The organism is Pseudomonas sp. TH10 (assembly GCF_016651255.1).
Lineage (GTDB): Bacteria > Pseudomonadota > Gammaproteobacteria > Pseudomonadales > Pseudomonadaceae > Aquipseudomonas.
The window spans coordinates 1-24,225 of record NZ_JAEKEG010000060.1 but is presented as its reverse complement, the minus strand read 5'-3'; the positions used below and the strand labels follow the sequence as shown (position 1 = coordinate 24,225).

The 24,225-nt window shown below is 60.6% G+C and carries 20 protein-coding genes and 4 pseudogenes; 7 read left to right on the top strand and 17 right to left on the bottom strand.

What is annotated here, in order from left to right; genetic code table 11:
• Positions 1-18: 18 nt before the first annotated feature.
• Positions 19-780, bottom strand: coding sequence for an SDR family oxidoreductase (locus tag JFT80_RS09650; RefSeq protein WP_201147697.1), 762 nt, complete (start codon positions 778-780; stop codon positions 19-21).
• 232 nt (positions 781-1,012) lie between these two features.
• Here JFT80_RS09650 and JFT80_RS09645 point away from each other — a divergent pair.
• Positions 1,013-2,018, top strand: a pseudogene (locus JFT80_RS09645) (NADP-dependent oxidoreductase).
• A 138-nt stretch (positions 2,019-2,156) separates the two neighbouring features.
• Here the strand turns inward: JFT80_RS09645 and pyrF are convergent.
• The 11 genes and pseudogenes from pyrF to JFT80_RS09590 form a co-directional block, all read right to left on the bottom strand.
• Positions 2,157-2,855, bottom strand: coding sequence for an orotidine-5'-phosphate decarboxylase (gene pyrF / locus JFT80_RS09640; RefSeq protein WP_201147696.1), 699 nt, complete (start codon positions 2,853-2,855; stop codon positions 2,157-2,159).
• A 114-nt stretch (positions 2,856-2,969) separates the two neighbouring features.
• Positions 2,970-4,021: pseudogene (locus tag JFT80_RS09635) on the bottom strand (AI-2E family transporter).
• A 60-nt stretch (positions 4,022-4,081) separates the two neighbouring features.
• On the bottom strand, positions 4,082-4,888 hold the full coding sequence (locus tag JFT80_RS09630) for a DUF4892 domain-containing protein (RefSeq protein ID WP_201147695.1): 807 nt from the start codon (positions 4,886-4,888) through the stop codon (positions 4,082-4,084).
• A 115-nt stretch (positions 4,889-5,003) separates the two neighbouring features.
• On the bottom strand, positions 5,004-5,858 hold the full coding sequence (locus JFT80_RS09625; protein ID WP_201147694.1) for an alpha/beta hydrolase: 855 nt from the start codon (positions 5,856-5,858) through the stop codon (positions 5,004-5,006).
• Positions 5,855-6,661 (bottom strand): alpha/beta fold hydrolase, encoded by an 807-nt coding sequence (locus tag JFT80_RS09620; RefSeq protein ID WP_122839107.1) that lies wholly within the window; start codon positions 6,659-6,661, stop codon positions 5,855-5,857. Before JFT80_RS09620 ends, JFT80_RS09625 begins: the two co-directional genes overlap by 4 nt.
• Before the next feature lie 162 nt (positions 6,662-6,823).
• The gene (locus JFT80_RS09615) at positions 6,824-7,267 is read right to left on the bottom strand and encodes a hotdog fold thioesterase (protein WP_056853110.1); all 444 of its coding nucleotides are present in this window, start codon (positions 7,265-7,267) and stop codon (positions 6,824-6,826) included.
• A 31-nt stretch (positions 7,268-7,298) separates the two neighbouring features.
• Positions 7,299-8,954: an AMP-binding protein gene (locus JFT80_RS09610; protein WP_201147693.1), complete on the bottom strand. Its 1,656-nt coding sequence runs from the start codon at positions 8,952-8,954 to the stop codon at positions 7,299-7,301.
• A 177-nt stretch (positions 8,955-9,131) separates the two neighbouring features.
• The gene (sixA, locus tag JFT80_RS09605; RefSeq protein ID WP_045061761.1) at positions 9,132-9,584 is read right to left on the bottom strand and encodes a phosphohistidine phosphatase SixA; all 453 of its coding nucleotides are present in this window, start codon (positions 9,582-9,584) and stop codon (positions 9,132-9,134) included.
• Positions 9,581-9,928, bottom strand: coding sequence for a DUF4389 domain-containing protein (locus tag JFT80_RS09600; protein WP_122839104.1), 348 nt, complete (start codon positions 9,926-9,928; stop codon positions 9,581-9,583). The genes sixA and JFT80_RS09600 overlap by 4 nt, the downstream gene beginning before the upstream one ends.
• Positions 9,929-9,971: 43 nt before the next feature.
• On the bottom strand, positions 9,972-10,997 hold the full coding sequence (locus JFT80_RS09595; protein ID WP_158829152.1) for an NAD(P)H-dependent glycerol-3-phosphate dehydrogenase: 1,026 nt from the start codon (positions 10,995-10,997) through the stop codon (positions 9,972-9,974).
• A gap of 10 nt (positions 10,998-11,007) precedes the next feature.
• Positions 11,008-11,199, bottom strand: a complete 192-nt coding sequence (locus JFT80_RS09590; protein ID WP_201147692.1) for a hypothetical protein — start codon at positions 11,197-11,199, stop codon at positions 11,008-11,010.
• On the opposite strand from JFT80_RS09590, the pseudogene JFT80_RS09585 reads away from it, so the two are divergent.
• The 6 genes and pseudogenes from JFT80_RS09585 (at position 11,193) to JFT80_RS09560 (ending at position 18,660) form a co-directional block, all read left to right on the top strand.
• Positions 11,193-13,315: pseudogene (locus JFT80_RS09585) on the top strand (TonB-dependent receptor plug domain-containing protein). The gene JFT80_RS09590 and the pseudogene JFT80_RS09585 sit on opposite strands and share 7 nt — an antisense overlap.
• 1 nt (position 13,316) lies before the next feature.
• A complete protein-coding gene (locus JFT80_RS09580; RefSeq protein WP_201147691.1) occupies positions 13,317-14,249 on the top strand; it encodes an ABC transporter substrate-binding protein in 933 nt (310 codons plus the stop codon).
• Positions 14,246-16,152: pseudogene (locus tag JFT80_RS09575) on the top strand (ATP-binding protein). The gene JFT80_RS09580 and the pseudogene JFT80_RS09575 overlap by 4 nt, the downstream one beginning before the upstream one ends.
• 247 nt (positions 16,153-16,399) lie before the next feature.
• Positions 16,400-16,915 carry a 3-hydroxyacyl-[acyl-carrier-protein] dehydratase FabA gene (fabA, locus tag JFT80_RS09570; RefSeq protein ID WP_064391590.1) on the top strand — a complete coding sequence of 172 codons (516 nt, stop codon included), beginning with the start codon at positions 16,400-16,402 and terminating at the stop codon, positions 16,913-16,915.
• Between the two features lie 11 nt (positions 16,916-16,926).
• A complete protein-coding gene (gene fabB / locus JFT80_RS09565; RefSeq protein WP_201147690.1) occupies positions 16,927-18,147 on the top strand; it encodes a beta-ketoacyl-ACP synthase I in 1,221 nt (406 codons plus the stop codon).
• A 324-nt stretch (positions 18,148-18,471) separates the two neighbouring features.
• The gene (locus JFT80_RS09560) at positions 18,472-18,660 is read left to right on the top strand and encodes a hypothetical protein (protein WP_201147689.1); all 189 of its coding nucleotides are present in this window, start codon (positions 18,472-18,474) and stop codon (positions 18,658-18,660) included.
• 83 nt (positions 18,661-18,743) lie between these two features.
• Here the strand turns inward: JFT80_RS09560 and JFT80_RS09555 are convergent, their stop codons facing one another.
• From JFT80_RS09555 to JFT80_RS09535, 5 genes are all read right to left on the bottom strand, one after another.
• Complete coding sequence (locus tag JFT80_RS09555; RefSeq protein WP_201147688.1) at positions 18,744-19,286, bottom strand: DUF2058 domain-containing protein; 543 nt, start codon at positions 19,284-19,286, stop codon at positions 18,744-18,746.
• Between the two features lie 25 nt (positions 19,287-19,311).
• Positions 19,312-20,145, bottom strand: coding sequence for a nucleoside triphosphate pyrophosphohydrolase (mazG, locus tag JFT80_RS09550; protein WP_201147698.1), 834 nt, complete (start codon positions 20,143-20,145; stop codon positions 19,312-19,314).
• Between the two features lie 131 nt (positions 20,146-20,276).
• On the bottom strand, positions 20,277-22,520 hold the full coding sequence (relA, locus tag JFT80_RS09545) for a GTP diphosphokinase (RefSeq protein ID WP_201147687.1): 2,244 nt from the start codon (positions 22,518-22,520) through the stop codon (positions 20,277-20,279).
• 101 nt (positions 22,521-22,621) lie between these two features.
• Positions 22,622-23,998, bottom strand: coding sequence for a 23S rRNA (uracil(1939)-C(5))-methyltransferase RlmD (rlmD, locus tag JFT80_RS09540; protein ID WP_201147686.1), 1,377 nt, complete (start codon positions 23,996-23,998; stop codon positions 22,622-22,624).
• Positions 23,998-24,225: pyridoxal-phosphate dependent enzyme (locus JFT80_RS09535; RefSeq protein ID WP_201147685.1), on the bottom strand; the 228-nt coding region annotated here is incomplete at its 5' end. The genes JFT80_RS09535 and rlmD, both read right to left, overlap by 1 nt.

Below are 24,225 nucleotides of genomic sequence, written 5' to 3'. Positions count from 1 at the left end.
TTGTGCGAAGCGGGCGGGTTAGAAGGCCGTTACGCCGCCGTCCACTGCCAAGGAGTGCCCGGTGGTGAAAGCGGCGCCATCGCTGCACAGATACAGCACGGCGCTGGCGATTTCCTCGACCTTGCCGATACGACCGACAGGGTGCATGGCGTTGGCGAACTCGCCCTTCTTCGGATCGGCCTCATAGGCGCGACGAAACATGTCGGTATCGATCACCGCCGGGCACACCGCATTGACGCGAATTTTCTTCTTCGCGTATTCGATGGCCGCCGATTTGGTCAGACCGATCACCGCGTGTTTCGACGCCGCATAAATGCTCATCTTCGGTGCTGCACCGAGCCCGGCCACCGACGCGGTATTAACGATCGCCCCGCCGCCCTGGGCCAGTAACAGTGGCAACTGATACTTCATGCACAGCCAGACGCCTTTGACGTTGACCCCCATGATCGCATCGAATTCTTCCATCGAGCCCTCGGCCAGTTTGCCCTTCTCGATTTCGATACCGGCATTGTTGAAGGCATAGTCGAGACGGCCGTAAGTATTGATGACCTCGTCCATCAGATCTTTCACATCGCTTTCGACGGTAACGTTACAACGCACGAAGGTCGCTTCGCCGCCGGCTGTACGAATCAGCGCCACCGTCCCCTCGCCCCCAGCCGTGTCCAGATCAGCCACCACCACCTTCAGACCTTCGGCGGCGAAGGCCTGGGCGGTCGCGCGGCCGATGCCGTTGGCCGCTCCCGTGACTACGGCAACCTGGCCGGAAAACGTCATGCTCATGGTTATGTCCTCGAAGAAAGCCGGGAAAGTGCGTGCACCCAGTCTAGACACAGGTGCCTGCAGCACGTCAGCACTATCAAGAGGCCGGTTGGCTGCCCATGAGTAGCAGTGATGAAACCGCCCAAGCGACTATCACTGCTCTGGATCGAACTGCATTCGCCGTATCAGCGAGACTTGCGGCCTGGGTCATGAAGGGCTATCAACAAGGCTTCATCCCTCTTGAGCGCCTGTCATGACTACCCAGACCAATCGCCAGTTCCTGCTCGCCAAACGTCCGGTGGGCCCGGCGACCCGCGAAACCTTCACCTATCAGCAAGTACCGGTTGGTGAACCGGGCGCAGGACAGATCCTGGTCAAAAACGAATACCTGTCCCTGGACCCGGCCATGCGTGGCTGGATGAACGAGGGCAAGTCCTACATTCCTCCGGTCGGTATCGGCGAAGTCATGCGTGCATTGGGCGTGGGCAAAGTCGTTGCGTCGAACAATCCCGGTTTTGCCGTCGGCGACTACGTCAACGGTGCCCTTGGCGTGCAGGGATTATTTCCTCGGCGAGCCAAGGGGTTTTTATAAGGTCGATCCGAAACTGGCCCCGCTGCCACGCTACTTGTCAGCGCTGGGCATGACGGGCATGACCGCTTACTTCGCCTTGCTCGACGTCGGCGCGCCAAAAGAAGGCGACACCGTGGTGCTGTCGGGCGCCGCTGGCGCTGTGGGCAGCATTGCCGGGCAGATCGCCAAGCTCAAGGGGTGTCGTGTGATCGGCATCGCAGGTGGCGCGGACAAGTGCAAGTTCCTGATCGAGGAACTGGGTTTCGACGGCGCTATCGACTACAAGAACGAAGATGTGCACGCCGGCCTGAAGCGTGAATGCCCCAAAGGGGTCGACGTCTATTTCGATAATGTCGGCGGCGATATTCTCGATGCAGTGCTGAGCCGCTTGGCGATGAAAGCGCGAGTGGTTATCTGCGGCGCCATTAGCCAGTACAACAACAAGGAGGCGGTCAAGGGACCCGCCAATTACCTGTCGCTATTGGTCAACCGCGCTCGCATGGAAGGCTTTGTGGTGATGGACTACGCGGCGCAGTTCGCCGCCGCCGGGCAGGAAATGGCGGGCTGGATGGCCAAGGGACAACTCAAGAGCAAGGAAGATATCGTCGAAGGGCTGGAGACGTTCCCGGAGACGCTGATGAAGTTGTTCAGCGGGGAGAACTTTGGCAAGTTGGTGCTGAAGGTGTAACGCTGTCACGGACTGAATCAAAACCCTATGGGAGCGGGCTTGTGGGAGCAAGGCTTGCCCGCGATTGAGGCGCCGCGGCCCATAGGCTCGACCGCGTCATCGTTCATCGCGGGCAAGCCTTGCTCCCACAGAGGTGGATTACGCCAGCTCGGCTACCACGGCGGCCAACGCCTTGGCTGGATCAGCCGCCTGGCTGATTGGACGGCCGATCACCAGGTAATCCGAACCGGCATCCAGCGCCTGCCGCGGGGTCAGGATGCGGCGTTGATCGTCCTGGGCGCTGCCGGCCGGACGAATACCTGGGGTCACCAGTTGCAACGACGGGTGAGCCGATTTCAGGGCCTGGGCTTCCAGCGCCGAGCACACCAGGCCATCCATTCCGGCTTTTTGCGCCAATGCAGCCAGGCGCAGTACCTGCTCCTGCGGTTCGATGTCCAGGCCGATACCTGCCAGATCTTCGCGCTCCATGCTGGTCAGCACGGTCACGCCGATCAGCAGTGGCTGCGGGCCGCTGCGCTTGTCCAGCACTTCACGGCAAGCAGCCATCATGCGCAGACCACCGGAGCAATGAACGTTGACCATCCACACGCCCATCTCGGCAGCAGCTTTTACAGCCATCGCGGTGGTGTTGGGAATGTCGTGGAATTTCAGGTCGAGGAATACTTCGAAACCCTTGTCACGCAGGGTGCCGACGATTTCCGCGGCGCAACTGGTGAACAGTTCCTTGCCCACTTTGACCCGGCACAGCTTCGGGTCCAACTGGTCGGCCAGCTTCAGTGCGGCGTCACGGGTGGGGAAATCCAGGGCGACGATGATAGGAGTCTGGCAGGCGGACATGAATGGGCTCTCAGGCAGGTCGAAATCGGCGCGCATTGTAGCGGAACCGGCGGCGGCGCGGCACCCGATGATCGGTAAATCGTCCCGACAGCTCAGGCAATACCAGCTTTTCCCTCAGCGCCGCTCTTCTATGCGGGCGTGACTCTTGCTCCAGTCCGTCAACAAGCTATAGGCCACGGCCAGCAACGTGGGGCCGATGAACAAGCCAATGAAGCCGAATGCGATCAGGCCGCCAAATACGCCCAGCAACACAATCACCAGCGGCAGGTTGCCGCCGCGGCTGATCAGGTAGGGTTTGAGCACGTTGTCGACGCCGCTGATGATGAATGTGCCCCAGATCCCCAGGAACACCGCCATCCCGTAATCACCTTTCCACGCCAGCCACGCCGTCGCCGGAATCCACACCAGTGGCGGGCCCATGGGAATCAGGCTGAGCAGGAAGGTCACGATACCGAGCACCAGGGCCCCGGGAACGCCGGCAATCAGGAACCCGACCAACGCCAGCAACGCCTGCGCCGCTGCCGTGCCGATCACTCCGTTGACCACCCGCTGTACCGTACCGGCCACCAGCTCGATGTAATAGCCGGCGCGATCGCCGATCAATCGTTCGAGCAAGCCATGGACGAAGGCCGCCAGGCGCGGGCCGTCGCGATAGAAAAAGAACACAAAGACGATGCTCAAGGTCAGTTCGAGGATACCGCCGCCGATCTGCGCACTGCGGGCCAGCAGCCAGTTGCCGACCTGCCCCAGGTACGGCTTGACCGCCACCATCATCGCTGCGCCCTGCTGGTCGATGCTGTCCCAGATCCCCACCAGCCGCTCGCCAATCAGCGGAATCGAACCAAGCCAGGTCGGTGCCTCGGGCAGGCCGTCGACCTGCACGTCCTTGATGAACGCCGTGGCATCGCGCACGTGATCGGCCAGGTTGAACCCCAGCCATACCAGGGGCACCGCTACCAGCAACATCCAGCCCAGAGTCAGTACGGCGGCGGCCAGGGATTCGCGACCGTTCAGCCAGCGAGTCAGCAGTCGCATCAGTGGCCAACTGGCAAATGCCAGCACCGCCCCCAGAACAACGCCGACCAGAACGGCGCCATCACCCATAAGCTCGCGCCAAACAGCACCAGGAGCAGGATCTGCACCAACAGCCGATCATTGTTGATCATGTAGGTCTCGTCAGTCAGGAAAGAGTCGGCGAGCGCGCATCGGCGCTCGCCTGATGAAGCTTATCGCAATAGTTCGATGTGCAGGCCAGAGCCTTCGTTGCTGCCGGTTTCCATCCTTGCCGCGCGCACGCCCTGCTTTACCAGCGCCTGACGCCAGGCTTCGGCGTTCGCCCCGGAGACACTGACGCGCAGGCCGGTATCCAGGTTCAAGCCACGCGACAGCAAGCGCAACCAGGTCTCGTCGGGGGCGCCGGACAACTTCGCAAAGTCGAGTTCGCCCGTACTTTTAAGCTGTCGCAGCAAGGTGGCGGAGGTCGGCAGCAATTCGCCCAGTGGCGCGGCGGCGTCAAACTGCTCGGCATGCAGGTACGCTTTACGATTGCCCCTGGTGATGCTGTAGAGCGCTACCAGGGTATTGTCCCGGGGCGCCGCCAGACGCAACAGCAGATAGGCCTGTTGATCATCGGCCCCGTACAGTTTTGCGTTGCCAAACACCTCATTGGCCCACAGGCTGCTCTCCCCGCAGTCACGCGCCTGGCACCAGAACAACAACTCGGCGCCCTGCTTCTGCAAGGCCTCACGGGCCGCGGTAAAAGCGTCAGTGGAAGAGTGTTCCGGGGGCAGTTCGTAGGTGACGGAAGTGGTCTGCCCACGCGCCGTGACCTGTCCGTCAAAGCGCAACTGCCCGCTGATCTTGCGGATCGACCCCAGCGGATAGATCCGTTCCATTTCCACAGCGGGGCGATAGTCGACGATTTGCGCATCGGCCATCCGCGGCAGCATCGGCAGGTCCTGACTGCCCGGCACGTCGGCGGCAAAAGAAACGGAACTGAAACAGCTCAGCGCCAACAGACTGAGTGACCGCATAGTCAGGCTCATCGGATCGGCATGACTGTGTGATTCGGGGTCGCAGCGGTATAAAAATCCATCGTGGTTGTCTCCCATTTCAACCCGCCCAGCCTCGACAGTTGCCTGCGGCAAGTCAAGGAATGGCGAAGAAGCGATTGAAACAGTCTGCGACAAGATCCGCCCCGGCCTCGTCGTTCAGGTGCAAATGATGCCCACCTGGCAGCTGTTCCCGGCTAAAGGGTAGACGCTCCAGCAGCTCCGGATGTTTAGCCAGCATACCGTCGGCCGCGACTACCAGCTGCGCAGGACAGCCGATGCGCTGGACGAAAGCCATCGCCTGCTCCTGGGTCAGGCGCAGCGGCGATGGCAGAGTCAGTCGATTATCGGTGCGCCAGGTGTAACCGCCGGGCACCGGCATCAACCCGCGCTGAGCCAACAGCTCCGCCGCTTCACGACTGACCGCCACCAGACCTTTCATCCGCGCTTCGATGGCACGGTCGAGGGTGTGGTAGACCGGTTTGCGCTTCTCGCGCAGATCGAGTTGCGCTTGCAGGGCCATGCCCATGCGCTCGGCCGCATTTTCGCCTTTGTCTGTAGGAGGAATCACGCCGTCGATCAATGCCAGATGGCTGATGCGCTCCGGCAGTGAACCGGCGATGATCAATGAAGCAATCGCCCCCATCGAATGGCCCAGCAGCGCAAAGCGTTGCAAACCCAGTTGCTCGGCCACTTGCAGTACATCGTGGGCATAGTCCCACATCGCGTAGCCGGCACCGGCGGGCCGGTGTCCGGAATGACCGTGCCCGGCCATGTCCAGGGCAACGATACGCAGGCCATGGAGTCTGGGCGCCAGCCGGGCAAAGCTGTTGGCGTTGTCCAGCCAGCCGTGCAAGGCGATCACGGGCAGCCCGTCCTCAGGCCCGAACAAGTGTGCCGCCAATTCGATGTGCGGCAGGTTCAGGCGAATTTCTTCCACGGCATGGCTCATGCGCAATCCTGCTTGGGACGAGCTTGCCAGCGGCTGAACAGGTTCTTCAGCAGCGTGGCGGTATCCTGGGGACGCTCGAGCGGAAACATGTGGCCGCCGGGCATGGTCAGGGACTCACCCAGCGGCATGCGACCCACGGCACTGGCGTGATGGCGCATGACCACCCGGCTCTTGTGCCCGCGAACCACCGCCAGCGGCACTTTCAACTGCCGCGCCCGGCCAGGACTGGTATGGGGCACGCCCCGATAGATACTGATTTCCGTGGCAGGATCGAAGCGCAATCGCAAGGTGTCGCCAACCTGATGCAATCCGTGAAGCAGGTAGGCATCCAGGCACTCCGGATCAAAGCTGCGAAACAGGCTTTTGCCAGCAAAATAGCGGCGGGCGCTGTCCATGTCGCGGAATTCTTCGCGCCGGCCCAGGGTGCGGCCGGCCGGCGTCAGGCGATCGATGAAGCCAAAGCGCTTGGCGGCGCGAATCACCCATTGATCGGCACGAGTCAACACCGGCGAATCAAGCATCACCACCCCGCGATACAACTCCGGGCAGCGCAACGCGGCATGCAGGTGCAGCACGCCGCCGAAGGAATGGCCGACGCCCCACACCGGCTCCGGCTGCTGTTGCAGGTGATGGATCAGTTCATCCACGAGGTTGTACCAGTTGTCGTCCGCCGGAAAGCGCGGATCGTGGGCGTGCTGCTCCAGATGCGTGACCTGAAACTCAGGCGCCAGCGCCGCAAACAATTTGCCATAGGTTCCGGAGGGGAAACCGTTGGCGTGGGCGAAGAATATCTGTTGCGGCATACCGGCAAATCCATGAGCGAGAACATGGGGGTGATTGTCCGTAAGACGGTGGGTTACGGCAATGACCATAACGGTCAGGAATGGTGGTAGGAGATATCGCAGAGATTAAAAGATCGTCCGAAAGCTCGGGCCGCGTTCGAACGATTTTTTGACTTTAAAACCTCAGCGCGCCGGAGGATTCTCACCCAGTGGCACCACCGCCATGGTCAACCGTGACACGCAACTGGCCTTGCCCTCATCACTGGTCAGACGGATGTCCCAGACGTGCGTGGTACGGCCGATATGAATCGGCTTGGCCACTGCCGTCACGCGTCCACTGCGCAACCCACGCAAATGGTTGGCGTTGATCTCAAGCCCGACGCAGTAAAACTTGCTGGCATCGATACACAGATAGCTGGCCATCGAACCGACGGTTTCCGCCAGCACCACCGAAGCGCCGCCATGCAGCAAGCCGTAAGGTTGGTGTGTGCGATGGTCGATGACCATGCTCGCGGTCAGCGACTCTTCGTCGAACGCTTCGAAGCGGATGTCCAGCACTTCGCCAATGGTGTTTTTCTGGATTGCGTTCAACTGCTCGATATTGGGAGTGGTACGCCACAAGCTCATCGCAGACTTCCTTGGTTGTTTTGGTTGTCGCTCAATCCTGCCACAGCACGGTCTCGTTGCGCTCGCTCCATTCCTCGAACCGCCCACCGTAAGCCGCTTCGATCACGTTGCGCTTGATCTTCAGCGTCGGGGTGAGAAAGCCGTTTTCGACGCCCCAACTGTCCTTGACCACCACCAACCGACGCAGGCGTTCGTGCTTGTCGAGCGCGGCGTTGACCTCTTCCAGGAGTTTTTCCAGGCTCGAGTGCAGACTGGCGCGACCTTCTTCCTGACTGACGATGGAGAGCACACACAAACCCAGCGGCGCGCTCAATCCATCGCCGACGACACAGACCTGCTCGATCCGGGAATGCACCGCCAGACGATTCTCGATCGGTGCCGGGGCGACGTATTTGCCTTTGCTGGTCTTGAAGATTTCCTTGAGCCGCCCGGTCAGGCGCAGGCGTCCTTCGGCATCCTGCTCGCCCTTGTCGCCGGTGCGCAGGAAGCCGTCTTCGGTAATCGTTTCGGCGGTTTTCTGCGGTTCCTTGAAATAGCCGAGCATGTTGGCCTGACTGCGCACCTGCACTTCGCCCGACTCATCGATGCGCACCTCGACATCCGGACACGGTTTGCCGATCCAGCCCTGTTTATATTGTCCCGGCAGGCAGATGTGCGAGTAGCCGCAGCTCTCGGTCATGCCATAGACCTCCAGCACGTCGAGGCCGAGTTTCCGATACCAGTTGAGCAAGGTCTGCGGCACCGGCGCCGCGCCGGACAGCGCCACACGCAAGGCGTCCAGCCCCAGCCCGGCGAGCACTTTGTGCCCGACCCGTTTACCCATAAACGGCAGACCGAGGAGCCAATCCAGACGCTTCGCCGGGACCTTGCTGTACACGCCCATCTGGAATTTGGTCCAGATCCGTGGCACGCCGAACATTGCGGTCGGCCGCGCACGCTTGAGATCGGTGAGGAAGGTGTCCAGGCTCTCGGCAAAGAACACCGTTTGCCCGGTGTAGATCGACGCCAGTTCAACGAACATCCGCTCGGCCACGTGACACAGCGGCAAATAGGACAGCAGGCGGTCCGACTCGTTGAGGCCGAACAACTGCGTGCCGCGGCTCGTGGCGAAACCCAGATTGGCGAAACTGTGCATCACGCCTTTGGGCATGCCGGTGGTGCCGGAGGTGTAGATGATGGTCGCCAGTTCGTCGGCGGCAGGTTTGGGATCGTCCTGTATGGGAGAACTGGCCTGCAGGTCGGCCCAGCTGAAATTGAAAGTACCCGGAGGATGCAGTGGCAGGCTGATGGTCGGCAGATGGGCGGCAACGCCCCGGGACATGCCTGGCCAGTCGTCGAGCTTGCCAATGAACGCCAGCGCCGCTTCGGAATGCTCGAGCACCTGGCTCACCGATTCGGCAGTCAGATTGGGGTAGAGCGGAACAGACACATGGCCGGCCATCCAGATCGCCAGGTCGGCAATGATCCAGTGCGCACAGTTTTTCGAGATCAGGGCGATGTGGCTGCCTTGGGGCAATTCCCGCGCTCGCAGCCAGTGGGCAGCGCAGCGTGCCTGATGACCAACGTCGGCCCAGGTCAGCGTTTCGACCTGTCCGCCGCCCGTGGGTTGCACCAGATAACGCTGGCGGGGATGGCGGGCTTCACGCTCGTAGAAGACATCCAGAGGCAATCGAAAAGCGCCAGGCATGCGACTCGCTCCTTTTATTGGTCTGGAGCAAGCGTAGTCAACCAAGCGATTGCTTGGTTGGATATTTTATTGCCGTATGAATGAGGCCTGCACGCGATGGGGTCGCCTCCGGTGGCCGGTTGTGAATCGGTGAACTCATCGCGGGCAAGCCTTGCTCCCACAGCGATCGCTGAACAATCAAGGATGCTTGATGCTGTTGAGCTTCATCGCCCCCGCGAGCGGTAAATCGCCCTCCAGCTCCGCCAGTCCGGCCGTAGACACTCGCTCCGGATCCTGCACATGACCATGCTGCAGATACCCGAGCAGATTGCCCACCAGCGGGTTATGACTCACCAGCAGCGCATAATCGACAGATACCAGCTGCTCCGCCACGGCTTGTGGGCGGGAATCGGGAGTGAGCCAATCGACCGTGCGAATATCCGGCTTGAAACCCAGGGCTTCACGCACCAGTTCTGCCGTCTGCTGCGCACGCTTGAAAGGACTAGCGTAGATCGCCGTCAACGGCTCGCTGATCAGTAAAGCAGCACTGCGCAACACTTCGGCGCGGCCACTGGCCGTCAATTCCCGCTCGGAATCAGGACGTGTGCCGTGCGGCTCAGCCTCACCATGACGCAATACCCAGAGTTTCATAGTTTCGGTTCCTCATCTCGGGCCGGATGCGGTGCTGGCGGCACTGCGTGCGGCGCTTCACCTTCAGGTGTGCGCGGCGTCGGCCAGTCGGCGAAAGGCCAGGGCTTCTGGTCACTGTGAAAGCTGCCGAAGCGACCGATCTGAGCCAGGAACTGGCTCAGGCTGTCGCCGAAATTCATCAGGCTGGCGCTCGGGGCACCGTAGATCAAACGATAAATCAACTGTACCAGCACCACTGCGCCAAGGATGAATTGCGCGACTTGCCAGACCAGCACGTAAACGATCATCCACAGCACGCGCAGCAGAATGGACTCGTATTTGGCTTCTTCTTTCGGTTCGTTCATTTCTCGCTCCCTGATTCAATAGATTGGACGTGCGTAGATAAATTCAGTTGAAACCGCTGGTGGAAATAAAGTCGACGTCGGTTTTCGGTTCGGCACGCATCAGTAGACCGATCACCTGTTCCAGCGTGCGTCCTTCAAACAGGATCGCGTGCAGGCCGGCGACCAACGGCATGTACACGCCGACTTCCTGGGATTTGGCCTTGAGCACTTTCAGAGTGTTGACCCCTTCGGCGACTTCACCGAGGCGCGACACGGCTTCGTCGAGACTCAAACCTTGGCCGAGGGCGAAACCGACCTGATAGTTGCGGCTCTTCGGTGAGGAACACGTGACGATCAAATCGCCAACACCGGCCAGACCGAGGAAGGTCATCGGGTTCGCTCCTTGATTCACCGCAAATCGGGTCATTTCCGCCAAGGCGCGAGTGATCAGCATGCTCTTGGTGTTCTCACCCATTTCCAGCGCCACGGCCATGCCGGCGATGATCGCGTAAACGTTTTTCAGCGCGCCGCCGAGTTCGACGCCAAAACGGTCGGCACTGGCATAAACGCGGAAAGTGCGGCCATGCAGCGCGGCTTGCACTTGCTTGCAAAGTTCTTCGTCTTCACTGGCGACCACCGTGGCAGTCAGCGCATGCTCGGCGATTTCCCGCGCCAGGTTCGGCCCCGACAGCACGCCGATGCGCGCCTGCGGAGCGATCTCTTCGAGGATCTGGCTCATCAGTTTGAAGGTCTGGGCTTCGATGCCTTTGGTCAGGCTGACCAGCATCTTGCCGCTCAAGCGCTCGGCGTGCGCGGCGAGCACCGTGCGCAGTGCGCTGGAAGGCAGCGCGACGAAGCACAAATCACAGGCGTCGAGAGTGGCTTGCAGGTCGGTGACAGCGGTCACGCCTGGCAGAATCTTGATGCCTTTGAGGTAACGCGGGTTTTCGCGATTGACCCGGATGGCCTCGGCCTGTTCGGGGTCACGCATCCACTGCAAGACTTGATGGCCGTTCTCGGCCAATAGATTGGCCACGGCGGTACCAAAACTTCCGCCTCCCAGGACCGCAATCGGGCGCTGTTCAGTCATATGCAATCCGTTAATCCATACCAATGGCGATGCCGGCATTATACGGAGCGTCCCGGTCGCGGCCAGCCCTCACGTCAATTAGCCTCGAGAACCGGGACACGCGCAACAAATCCTCGGAAATGCCGGCATCCGCCATGGAAAAGTCGACCGGCTCGGTTAACATGCGCGCCCATTCACCACGATCAGGGATGTGTTGTGTCATTTGGTTCCACGTCATCGCGCTCGCCGCTGGTTCTGGCGCTGTTGTTCAGCCCGGTGTTGCAGGCGGACGACCTGTTCATGGACGGCGAAGCATTGCCGCAGGTGCTGACGGCCACGCGCCTGAAACAGACGCCGGCGGAAGTGCCGGGGAGCATGACCGTACTCGACAGCGAACTGATCAACGCCAGCGGCGCCCGCGACATCAGCGAACTGCTGCGCCTGGTGCCGGGAATGATGGTCGGCAACATCAGCGGCAACCAGGCGGCGGTCAATTACCACGGCACCAACGCCACCGGGGCGCGCCGCATGCAAGTGTTGATCGATGGCCGTTCGGTGTACCGCGCCGGTCTGGCCACGGTCGACTGGAGCGATATTCCAGTGGCCATGGAAGACATCGAGCGCATCGAAGTCTTTCGCGGCCCGAACACTGTCAGCTATGGCGCCAACGCGCTGATGGCAGTGGTCAATATCATTACCCGCCGCCCCGCCGACAGCCATGGCTCCCGGATGAAAATTATCCGCGGTCAGCGTGACATCAATGATTACTACGCCAGCCAGGGCATGGGCTGGGATTCCGGCGATCTGCGCCTGTCGCTGTCCGGTCTGCAAGACGACGGCTTTGACTCTGACCGCAACGGCGCCGACTACCGCGACAGCCGTCGCCTCAACCGCATTAATCTCGCCGTCAGCCAGACACTCGATGAACGACAGAGCATTGACTGGCAGCTCAACGCCAAGGACGGCAGCAACCAACGGCCGTACACCTACAGGCCGGTGTTCTCGGGGATTACTGACGCGGGTAACAATTCCGACGTAGTTGCCAAGACCTACGCAGGCTCACTGCGCTGGAACCTCGACGTCGATCCCGATCACAGCCTTTATATCCAGGGCACCGCCCAGCACTGGGACCGCCAGCAGACATGGCGTGCCTGCGATGCCGAAGTGTCATTCAGCCCGGAACTGACCCGGCTGTGGCAGCTCAACCCCAACTACACCGAAGCGCTGGCGCGTAATATTGCACGCTTCACCACCACCGGTGCGCCGCCGGGCCCGGCTGCGGAACGGGAGCTGGGCAATCAGGTGCTGGGGCAATGGAACAATGGCGCCCGCCAGACCCTGTGCGGCGATATCGACCAGAGTACCCGGGAATCACGCTTCGACCTGGAATTGCAGGACACCCTGAGCCTGTCCGACAGCCTGCGCCTGGTCAGCGGCCTGAACTATCGTTACGACCGGGCAGATTCCGAAACCTACTTCAATGGCACCCTGAATGACACCACCTGGCGCACGTTCGGCCAGCTGGAGTGGCGCGCCACCGAGCACTGGTTGCTGCAGGGCGGCGCCATGTTCGAAGACACCCGGTTGATCGGCAGCTCCCTGACCCCGCGACTGGCGATCAATTACCTGATCAACCCGCGCCATGGTCTGCGCGCGGTGTACTCGAAGCCATCCGCTCGCCGGACATGTTCGAGAACAACGTCAACTGGAGCTATCAGGTCAGCAACCTGCGGCCCTCGGCGTACGGTCAGTCGTCGGCGCGCTACTTCGTCAAGACGCGCGGCCCCGGCGATCTCGATCAGGAGCACATGCGCTCGCGGGAGCTGGGCTACAACGGCTACTTCGCCGAGCTCGGCCTGGCGCTCGACATCAAGCTGTTCTACGACGAAATCACCGGGATGATCAGCGAGCCATTGCGCAACAATCAGTACATCGCCAGCAACGCCAACCAGGCCCGCTTTACCGGGGCCGAAACGCAAATGGACTGGAGCATCAACCGCACCGACCGCCTGCGCCTGACCTATGCCTACGTCGATGCTCACGCGAGCAATCCGGAAGATGAACTGCAGACCGCGCGCAACAGTGGCTCGGCCGGTTGGCTGAGAGACTGGGGGCACGGCTGGAACAGCGCCCTGTTCTACTACGGCAACGATGCGCTGAACGGCTACCGCTTCGAACGGGTCGACACACGTATTGCCAAGCGCATCCAGCTGGGCAAGGCCAGCCTGGAACTGGCCGGCGTGCTGCAGCAGCGCCTGGACCATCAACCCACTACCTTTATCGACAACCAGTACGACCAGCGCCAGGTGATGTATTTCAGCGCGCAGCTGGAGTTTTAGAATGCCAGGTCGTTTGTCAGGAAAGACGCCGACCATTGGCCGCCTGTTGGCCGGTTTGTGCCTGGCCATTGGCGGCCTGCTGAACCTGCTGACGGCAAATGCCGCCGATATTCTGCTCACCGGCGCCGACGACAGTCCCGGCATGCGCTCCTTCGCCGCGGCACTGAGCGAGCGGCGGCCGGGCGACCGGGTGCGTTTTGAACCACTGGCCAATCTGCCTGCGCCGGGAAAACTGCCAGGCAACACCCGACTGGTACTGCTCGACCCGCCAAGCCTCGACTGGCGCCTGCAGGATGCCCAAGGCCCGCCCACACTGGTGTTGCGCATCAGTCGTCTGCAGGCACGACAGCGCCTGGGGTCCGCCCTACCCCCGCACCTGAGCCTGCTATGGAGCGATCCGCCCCTTGAACGCCAATTGCGCCTGATCCGCATTCTGTTGCCCCAGGCAAAACGGATCGGCGTGCTCTACGATCAGCACAGTGAGTTCCTGATCAAGGAACTGCGCCAGGCTGCGGGCCCCCTGCGCATGGAGATCGTCGCCGAGCACTGGGAAGACATCAACGACAGCCGCCCCCTGCAAAGCCTGTTGAAAAACAGCGACGTATTGCTGGGCCTCGACGATCCGGACCTGTACAACCCCAAGACTGTCAAAAACCTGCTGCTTAGCAGCTATTCACGGCAAATGGCGCTGGTCGGCCCGAACGCCGCCTTCGTCAAGGCGGGCAGCCTCGCCAGCACCTACAGCGACCAGAACGACTGGCTGGCCGTGCTCGACCGGTTGCTCGACCGCTCGCCAGCCACCTGGCCACGCACGCACTATCCCGATCGGTTCAAAGTCCTGAACAACCCGCAGGTTGCTCGTTCATTAGGTATTGAACAGATCAATGAAGCATCTGTCGCAACACAGTTGGCCGAAGGAGTAAGCCGCCCGTGACCTTCCATCGTCGTTGGGACATCAACACCCGCACGCAACTGATCAGCCTCGGCCCTGCCCTGTTGCTGACGCTGCTGTTGATCAGCTTTTTCACCTTCGTGCGCATCCAGGACTTGCGCCAGGAGCTCAATCACACCGGTCAGCTGATTGCCAACCAACTGGCGCCCGCCGCTGAGTATGGCGTCATTTCCGGCAACAACGAGGTGCTCGAAGGCCTGCTTAAAGCCACCCTGGCCACGCCCAATGTGCGTTTCCTTGAAGTCCAGGACAGCGCCAACCGCATCCTGGTGTACGTCGAGCAACCTTCGGAAACCCATAACCGCTCACAGCAGGTCGAGGTGTTCCAGGCCCCCGTACGCCTGCAACGGATCGCGCTCAACAATGATTTCTTCCAGAACAGCCGGGTCGCCAGCATCGCCCCCACCGAGGATTACCTGGGGCGGGTAATCGTCGGCCTGTCGAACGACGCATTCAATCAGCGCCAGCAGGAAATCCTGCTCAAGGCCGCGATCCTGGCATTGTTTGCGCTGCTGTTTACGTTCCTGATCGCCAGGCGCCTGGCAGGCAGCCTGTCGCAGCCGATCCGCAATATCGGCAATGCGGTCAAGGCGATTCAGGACGGCGACTATAAAACCCCGCTACCGATTGTCGACGACACCGAGCTTGGCGCGCTGTCGCAACACATCAATAACCTTGCCCAGGCGCTGGAGCAGGCCAGCCGCGAACAGCATCAGGCGATGGCGCAACTGATCCAGACGCGCGAGGAGGCAGAAAAGGCCAACAACGCCAAATCCGATTTTCTGGCGATGATGAGCCATGAACTGCGCACACCGATGAATGGCGTGCTGGGCATGCTGCAACTGCTCGAAACCACCGAGATGACCGAGGAGCAGGTCGAATACGCTGCGCTCGCATCAGAGTCCACCGAGCATCTGCTGAAAGTCATCAACGACATTCTCGACTTCTCGCGGATCGAGCGCTCGGAACTGGAGCTGGAGCACATTCCGTTCAATCTGGCCGAACTGATCGGCGCCTGCGCCCAGTCGTTTCAGCACAGCGCCGTGCAACGGGGCCTGGCGTTGAACCTGCGGATCCCCGAGGACATGCGCGGCTTGCAAGTGCAGGGCGATCCGACGCGGATCCGGCAGATTCTGGTCAATCTGGTCGGCAATGCGCTGAAGTTCACCGAACAAGGGCGGGTCAGCATCGAAGCGCAATGGCAGTCGCTGGATCATGAACTGCTGTGGTTTACCTGCTCGGTGCGCGACAGCGGCATCGGTATTTCCACCGAAAGTCTGGAGTTGATGTTCAACGCCTTCCAGCAGGCCGACAGTTCGATTTCACGGCGCTACGGTGGCACGGGCCTGGGCCTTCCGATCGCCCGGACACTCGCCGAACGCATGGGCGGTACTCTGCGGGCGCAGAGTGAAGAAGGCCTCGGCTCGGTGTTCACCCTGGAAATCCCGCTGGCCCTCTATAAACAGGCGTTGCCGCCACTGCCAGCACCGCGCGCGCCGAATGGCGACGGCCAGGGTGGCAGGGGCGCAACGTGCTGCTGGTGGAAGACAATCCGGTCAATCAGACCGTCATCGAAGCAATGTTGCGCAGTCTGGGCTTTACTGTCAGCGTCGCCGTCGACGGTGCTCAGGCGGTACGCAGCGCGGAAAGCCTGATGTTCGAGGCCATCCTGATGGACTGCCGCCTGCCGGTCATGGACGGCTACGAGGCCACCCGGGAAATTCGCAAACTGCCCGGCTGCGACAACGTGCCGATCATCGCCCTGACCGCCAACGCCTTGCAGGGCGATCGCGAAGCGTGTTTAACGGCGGGCATGAACGATTATCTGGCCAAGCCGTTCAAACGTAATGATCTGCAGCAGATTCTGCAGCGCTGGGTGTCGTAGTGTGGGCCTTTCGACCATCTGCGACTGGCGTGAAAAGCGAAAGTGCGGCAGTCTTAGGCACCCGAACGAGCCTCAAAAGAGGCTTGATTAAAAATTTCAGTGCACAAGTGTACATTCATGTCCTTGGTGCTGTGACTTTCACCACAACGCAATAGTCTATGAGTAGGCTGCCGGTTCGAGGCATGAACGCTTCGAACGGTCGGGAAGATTTGCCCCACCTGCCGCATGGGATTATTGAGGAGCTCGCATGACCAAACAAAACGCCTTTACTCGGGAAGATCTGCTGCGCTGCAGTCGCGGTGAGCTGTTCGGCCCAGGTAACGCGCAACTGCCCGCCCCGAACATGCTGATGGTGGATCGCATCACCCTGATCAGCGAAGAAGGTGGCAAGTACGGCAAAGGTGAATTGGTCGCCGAACTGGATATCAACCCTGACCTGTGGTTCTTCGCGTGCCACTTCGAAGGCGATCCGGTAATGCCGGGCTGCCTGGGTCTGGACGCCATGTGGCAACTGGTCGGCTTCTTCCTGGGCTGGCAAGGCCTGCCGGGCCGCGGCCGTGCGCTGGGTTCGGGCGAAGTGAAATTCTTCGGTCAGGTACTGCCGACTGCCAAGAAAGTCACCTACAACATTCAAATCAAGCGCGTCCTCAAGGGCAAGCTGAACCTGGCCATCGCCGACGGTTCGGTGTCTGTTGACGGTCGCGAAATCTACACCGCCGAAGGCCTTCGCGTCGGCGTGTTCACCTCCACTGACAACTTCTAAGGGTTATTCGCATGCGCCGCGTCGTTATCACTGGTCTGGGCATTGTTTCGTGCCTGGGCAATGACAAAGAGACCGTCTCCGCTAACCTGCGTGCAAGCCGCCCTGGCATCCGGTTCAACCCGGAATATGCCGAAATGGGTCTGCGTAGCCAGGTTTCCGGCTCCATCGACCTCAACCTTGAAGAGCTGATCGATCGCAAGATCTATCGCTTCGTCGGCCACGCAGCGGCTTACGCCTACCTGGCCATGAAAGACGCGATCACTGACTCCGGTCTGACCGAAGAGCAAGTGTCCAACCCGCGTACCGGCCTGATCGCTGGTTCCGGCGGTGCTTCCACGCTGAACCAGATGGAAGCGCTGGACATCCTGCGCGAGAAAGGCGTGAAGCGTGTCGGCCCGTACCGTGTCACGCGGACCATGAGCAGCACCGTTTCCGCTTGCCTGGCCACGCCGTTCAAGATCAAGGGCCTGAACTACTCCATCGCTTCTGCCTGCGCCACCAGTGCTCACTGCATCGGTACCGCCATGGAACAGATCCAGATGGGCAAGCAGGACATCGTCTTCGCCGGTGGCGGTGAAGAAGAGCACTGGAGCCAGTCGTTCCTGTTCGACGCTATGGGCGCTCTGTCCAGCAAGCGTAACGACACCCCGGAACAAGCTTCCCGTGCCTACGACAAAGACCGTGACGGTTTCGTTATCGCGGGTGGTGGCGGCATGGTTGTGGTTGAAGAACTGGAACACGCTCTGGCCCGTGGCGCGAAAATCTACGCCGAAATCGTTGGCTACGGTGCAACGTCCGACGGCTACGACATGGTTGCCCCAAGTGGCGAAGGCGCGATCCGTTGCATGCAGATGGCAATGTCCACCGTTGATACCCCGATCGACTACCTGAACACCCACGGCACTTCGACTCCGGTCGGCGACGTCGCGGAAATGAAAGGTGTGCGTGAAGTGTTCGGCGACAAGGCTCCAGCGATCAGCTCGACCAAGAGCCTGTCCGGTCACTCCCTGGGCGCCGCCGGCGTTCACGAAGCGATCTACTGCATGCTGATGATGGAAGGCAACTTCATTGCCGGTTCCGCCAACATCGACGAGTTGGACCCTGAAGTGGCCGATCTGCCGGTGCTGACCAAGACCCGCGAGAACGCCACCCTCAATACCGTGATGAGCAACAGCTTCGGCTTCGGCGGCACCAACGCCACGCTGGTACTGAAGCGTTGGGAAGGCAAGTAATTCCCCGAGCTTGAGCCACACATAAAAACGCCCCGACTGGTTCGGGGCGTTTTTTTGGTTTGGGCGCCGCCATTCCCTGGGAGCGCAGGCTTCGCCAGCTCCTACGGGCTATCGTGGGTCAACACCCTCTTTGAAAATGAAACTTCTGTCATGAAACTTTGCGTCCTGCGACCGAATGTCGCGGATTTAGCGGGCTGCAGCACTGTTGCGTTTTACGCAAGAATACGTTGCACGAATCAAGCGTTTACTTAGCAAGCTAACAAATCATATAAAAGAGTCCTGCACACGCCTTGCTGCAGATAACTTGAGATTTGGAGCTAGCAGATGACTGTAAAAGTAACTGAACGCGACGATTCACACATGTCCCACGAAGGCGTAGCCGCCGGTATCCGGATCTGGGACGTGCATCAACAAGACTTGCTGGTCGGCATGTTCCACAACGAGATCGATGCCCACAATTACAAGGCCGAACTGGAAACACTGGAGCAGCAACGCGAACTTCGTTCCGCCTAGGCGCTGCGCCTGAGTCACTACAGCATTGAAAACGACAAACCCCGCCATGAGCGGGGTTTGTCGTCGTTGGGTGCCCTAACGGCTTACCACATCAAATCGTCAGGGATCTGATAGGCCGCGTATGGATCGTCCTCGGCAGCGACTTCTTCGGTCTGCACATTCATGTAGACGATACGTTGCGGATCCCGCTCCTGGATCTTCAGGGCTGCTTCACGCGGTATGACTTCATAGCCGCCGCCGTGGTGCACGATCGCCAGCGAACCGCTGCTGAGCTTGTTGCGCATCAGCGTATTGACGCAGATCCGCTTGACCTTCTTGTCGTCAACGAAGTTGTAGTAGTCCTCGGTCGTCAACTTGGGCAGGCGCGAGGCTTCGATCAATTGCTTGACCTGTGCGGCACGGGCCTTGGCCTCTACTTTCTCTTGCTGCTGACGATTGAGCTCCTGGTCACGCTTGACCTTTTCGGCCTGCGCCTCCTGGGCCAGGCGCTGCTGGGTATCATCCTGCTCGGCCTGACCTTTGTGGGCCAGACGCTGCTGCTTCTGTTTGTCTTTGCTGACCTGCTTGGCCTGCTTTTGGTTAACCAGACCTGCTTTGAGCAACTGGTCGCGAAGGGAAATACTCATCGGGCTTACTCACTTGGGCAGTTGCTCAGCCGCAGCTGGGCGCATTCTTTTCCTGACGTTTGGCTTCACCCCACAGGGCGTCCAACTCTTCGAGGGTGCAATCTTCTATGGGACGGTGGGTGTCGCGCAATGCCTGTTCGATAAAACGGAAACGTCTTTCGAACTTGCCGTTGGCGCCACGCAAGGCAGTTTCCGGGTCGACCTTCAGATGCCGGGCCAGATTGACCACGGAAAACAGCAGATCGCCGATCTCGTCAGCCACGGCGACGGGATCGTTTTCAGACATGGCTTCGAGGACTTCATCAAGCTCCTCACGAACCTTGTCCAGCACCGGCAAGGCATCTGGCCAGTCGAAACCGACCTGCCCTGCGCGCTTCTGCAACTTGGCTGAACGTGACAGGGCCGGGAGCGTGGCCGGCACGTCGTCGAGCAATGACAGCTGCTCTGGCGCGGCAGATTTCTCGGCACGTTCTTCGGCCTTGATCTCTTCCCAGCGCTGCTTGACCTGTTCTTCCGTCAAACGAGGAACATCCAGCGGCGCGTACAAATCCCCGGTCGGGAACACGTGGGGATGACGACGGATCAACTTGCGGCTGATGCTGTCGATGACACCTGCAAACTCGAAGCGCCCTTCTTCCCGGGCCAGTTGGCTGTAATAGACGACCTGAAACAACAGATCACCGAGCTCACCCTGTAAATGATCGAAATCGCCACGCTCGATGGCGTCGGCCACTTCGTAGGCTTCTTCGAGGGTGTGCGGAACGATGGTCGCGTAGGTTTGCTTGATGTCCCACGGGCAACCGTACTCCGGATCACGCAGACGGTTCATCAGATGGAGCAGGTCTTCAAGGCTGTACATCATTTATCTCTCACCACAAAACCTTGTGGGAGCGAGCCTGCTCGCGAAAGCGGTGTGTCTGCAACAATGATGTCGACTGACACTCCCTCTTCGCGAGCAGGCTCGCTCCCACAGTTGATCGGCGTCGTTCTTCACGGGGTACGGTTGCGCCGTGTTTCGATGATGTTCGGCAACTGGGATATGCGCCCCAGCAACCGCCCCAGCGCATCCAGCCCCGGAATCTCGATGGTCAGGGACATCAGCGCGGTGTTGTCCTCCTTGTTCGAGCGGGTGTTGACTGCCAGCACGTTGATGCGCTCATTGAGCAACACCTGCGAGACGTCACGCAACAGACCGGAACGGTCGTAGGCGCGGATGATGATGTCCACCGGATAGGTGAGCACCGGCACCGGCCCCCAGCTGACCTGAATGATCCGCTCTGGCTCGCGCCCCGACAGTTGCAGCACCGACGCACAGTCCTGACGGTGAATGCTCACGCCACGGCCCTGGGTGATGTAACCGACGATGGCATCCCCCGGCAACGGCTGGCAGCAACCGGCCATTTGCGTCATCAGGTTGCCGACGCCCTGGATCTGGATGTCACCGCGCTTGCCCGGTTTGTAGCCGGTGGCTTTGCGCGGGATCAGTTCCAGCTGTTCGTTGCCGCGTTCCGGCTCGACCAGTTGTTGCGCCAGGTTGACCAACTGCGCGAGGCGCAAGTCGCCAGCACCGAGGGCGGCGAACATGTCTTCGGCGGTTTTCATGTTGGCCTTGTCGGCCAGCTTGTCGAAATCCACCGCCGGCAGACCGAGACGCGTGAGTTCGCGCTCGATCAGGGTTTTACCGGCCGCGACGTTCTGATCACGCGCCTGCAATTTGAACCAGTGAACGATCTTCGCCCGCGCCCGCGAGGTGGTGACGTAACCGAGGTTGGAGTTCAGCCAGTCGCGGCTCGGCGTGCCGTGCTTGCTGGTGATGATCTCGACCTGCTCACCGGTCTGCAGGCTGTAGTTGAGCGGCACGATACGCCCGTTGATCTTCGCGCCACGGCAGTTGTGGCCGATTTCGGTGTGTACGCGGTAGGCGAAGTCCAACGGTGTCGCGCCTTTGGGCAAGTCGATGGCGTGACCGTCGGGGGTGAAGATGTAGACCCGATCCGGCTCGATATCGACACGCAGCTGTTCGGCCAGACCGCCGATGTCGCCCAGTTCCTCGTGCCACTCGAGCACCTGACGCAGCCAGGAGATCTTCTCTTCGTAGTGGTTCGAACCGGATTTGACGTCGGTGCCTTTGTAGCGCCAATGCGCGCAAACACCGAGTTCGGCTTCTTCGTGCATCGAGTGCGTACGGATCTGCACCTCAAGCACTTTACCCTCAGGCCCGATCACTGCCGTGTGCAGCGAGCGGTAGCCGTTCTCTTTCGGGTTGGCGATGTAGTCGTCGAACTCTTTCGGGATATGCCGCCACAAGGTGTGGACGATACCGAGCGCGGTGTAGCAGTCGCGCATTTCCGGCACCAGCACACGCACGGCACGCACGTCGTAGATCTGGCTGAATTCCAGACCCTTGCGCTGCATTTTGCGCCAGATCGAATAGATGTGTTTTGCCCGGCCGCTGATGTCGGCGTCGACGCCTGTGGCCTGCAATTCGTCCTTGAGCTGGGTCATCACGTCAGCGATGAAACGCTCACGGTCGAGCCGCCGCTCATGGAGCAACTTGGCGATCTGTTTGTATTGATCAGGTTCCAGGTAACGGAAGGACAAGTCCTCCAGTTCCCATTTGATATGACCGATGCCGAGCCGGTGCGCGAGCGGCGCATAGATGTCGAAGACTTCCCGGGCGACACGGTTACGCTTTTCGTCGTCGGCGGTTTTTACCGCGCGAATGGCGCAGGTACGCTCAGCCAGTTTGATCAGTGCGACGCGGACATCGTCGACCATGGCCACGAGCATCTTGCGCAGGTTTTCCACCTGCCCTTGCGTGCCCATCACCATCGACTGGCGCGGACTCAGGCTGGCACTGATGGCGGCCATGCGCTGCACGCCGTCGATCAGTTTGGTCACCACCGGGCCGAAGCGCTGGCTAACCGCCGCAAGCTCGATCTGGCCTTCTCGGACGCCGCGGTACAGGACCGCGGCGACCAGCGAATCCTGATCGAGCTTGAGGTCGGCGAGAATCTCGGCGATCTCAAGGCCGGTACTGAAACTGCCGGAACCTTCGGACCACAGATTTTTCTTGGCGTTGGACTGTTGTTCGGCCTCGCGAGCAAACTCGCAGGCTTCTTTCAAGGCTTCGCGATCCAGTGCCAGATCGACACTGACCGCGTGATCGAGCCAAGCCTCGAGATTGATACTGCCGTCAGTGTTGATCGGCTGGTGTGCTCTCACCTGTACCATGTTGCTTTACCTTCCCTACGACGCAGATTCAATGCGTCAAATCGCTGACCCTTGTTGCCCGTTTGCGCTCGCGGGGCTGGTGCGAGCGCTGACCGGACAGGTCAGACGGATTCAGACAAGCCATCCTGGCTCGCTTCAAATAACGCCATGGCCTCGACATGTGCCGTCTGAGGAAACATATCGAGAATCCCGGCACGTTTTAACCGGTAGCCCTGCTTGATCAATTCAACCGTATCGCGCGCCAGAGTTGCAGGGTTGCACGACACATACACCAACCGTCTGGCACCCAGGGTCGCGAGCTTGCGAACCACCTCGAAAGCACCGTCACGCGGTGGGTCCAAGAGTACCGCAGAAAAGCCGTTTCCGATCCACTGGGCATCGCTCAAAGGCTGGGATAAATCGGCTTGAAAAAACTTTGTGTTATGCAAATTGTTACTGGCGGCATTCGCTGCCGCACGCTCGACCATGGTCTGCACGCCTTCAACCGCCACCACCTCACGCACCGATCTGGCCAGCGGCAAAGCGAAGTTGCCCAAGCCGCAGAACAGGTCCAGCACGCGCTCGTCGCGAGTCGGTTTCAGCCAGTCCAGCGCCTGCGCGACCATTGCCTCGTTGACGCCGGCATTGACCTGGATAAAGTCGCCGGGCCGGTACGCCAAATTCAGATCCCACTGCTCCAGACGATAGCCCAGCGACTGGGTCGCATCGACCGATTGCGGCTCGCCTTCGCCATGCAGCCACAGTTGCGCTTCATGGAACTGGCAGAAGTCCTTGAGGATGCTCAGATCCGCCTCGGACAACGGCGCCATATGCCGCAGCAGCACCGCCAGCGAGGATCCACTGAACAGTTCGACATGGCCCAGAGCCTGCGGTTTGCTCAAACGACGGAGCATCTCCGGCAAACGGGTCATGATCGGTTGCAAGGGCTGTACCAGCACCGGGCATTCGCTGATCGCGACGATGTCCTGACTGCCGGCCGCACGGAAACCCACTTCGAGTTTCTTTGCCTTCATGTCCCAGCGCACCGCAATCCGGGCGCGACGGCGATAGCCGAATTCGGGGCCGGTCAGCGGAGCTGCCCACTCTTCAGGTTCGACACCAGCAACGCGCGACAATTGCTCGGCGAGCATGCGCTGTTTCAGGGCAAGCTGTTCGCCGTGGGGCAAATGCTGAACGCTGCAACCGCCGCAACGACCGGCATGCGGACACGGTGCAGGGCGGCGCAGCTCACTGGCCTTGAACACGCGCTCGGTGCGCGCCTCGACCACTTTGCCGTGGGCGCCAAGCACCCGTGCTTCGACTTCTTCACCGGCGAGGGCGCCGAGGACAAACCAGGTTTTGCCTTCGAAAAACGCGATGCCGCGACCGTCATTGGCCAGGCGCTCGATGCTCAAGCGCTGCTTTTTGCCGGTCGGGATTTGCGGGGCCTTGCTGCCGCCGGTGGGCTGAAAGCGCAGGCCTCTCTCTTGCTTGGCCATCAGTTGGGCGCGTCGAAAATGCCGGTCGACAAGTAACGGTCGCCACGGTCGCAGATGATCGCAACGATCACCGCGTTTTCAACTTCTTTGGACAGGCGCAGCATCGCTGCCACCGCACCGCCCGAGGACACGCCGCAGAAAATGCCTTCTTCACGAGCCAGACGACGGGTCACGTCCTCGGCTTCGGCTTGCGCCATGTCGACGATGCGGTCCACGCGATCAGCCTG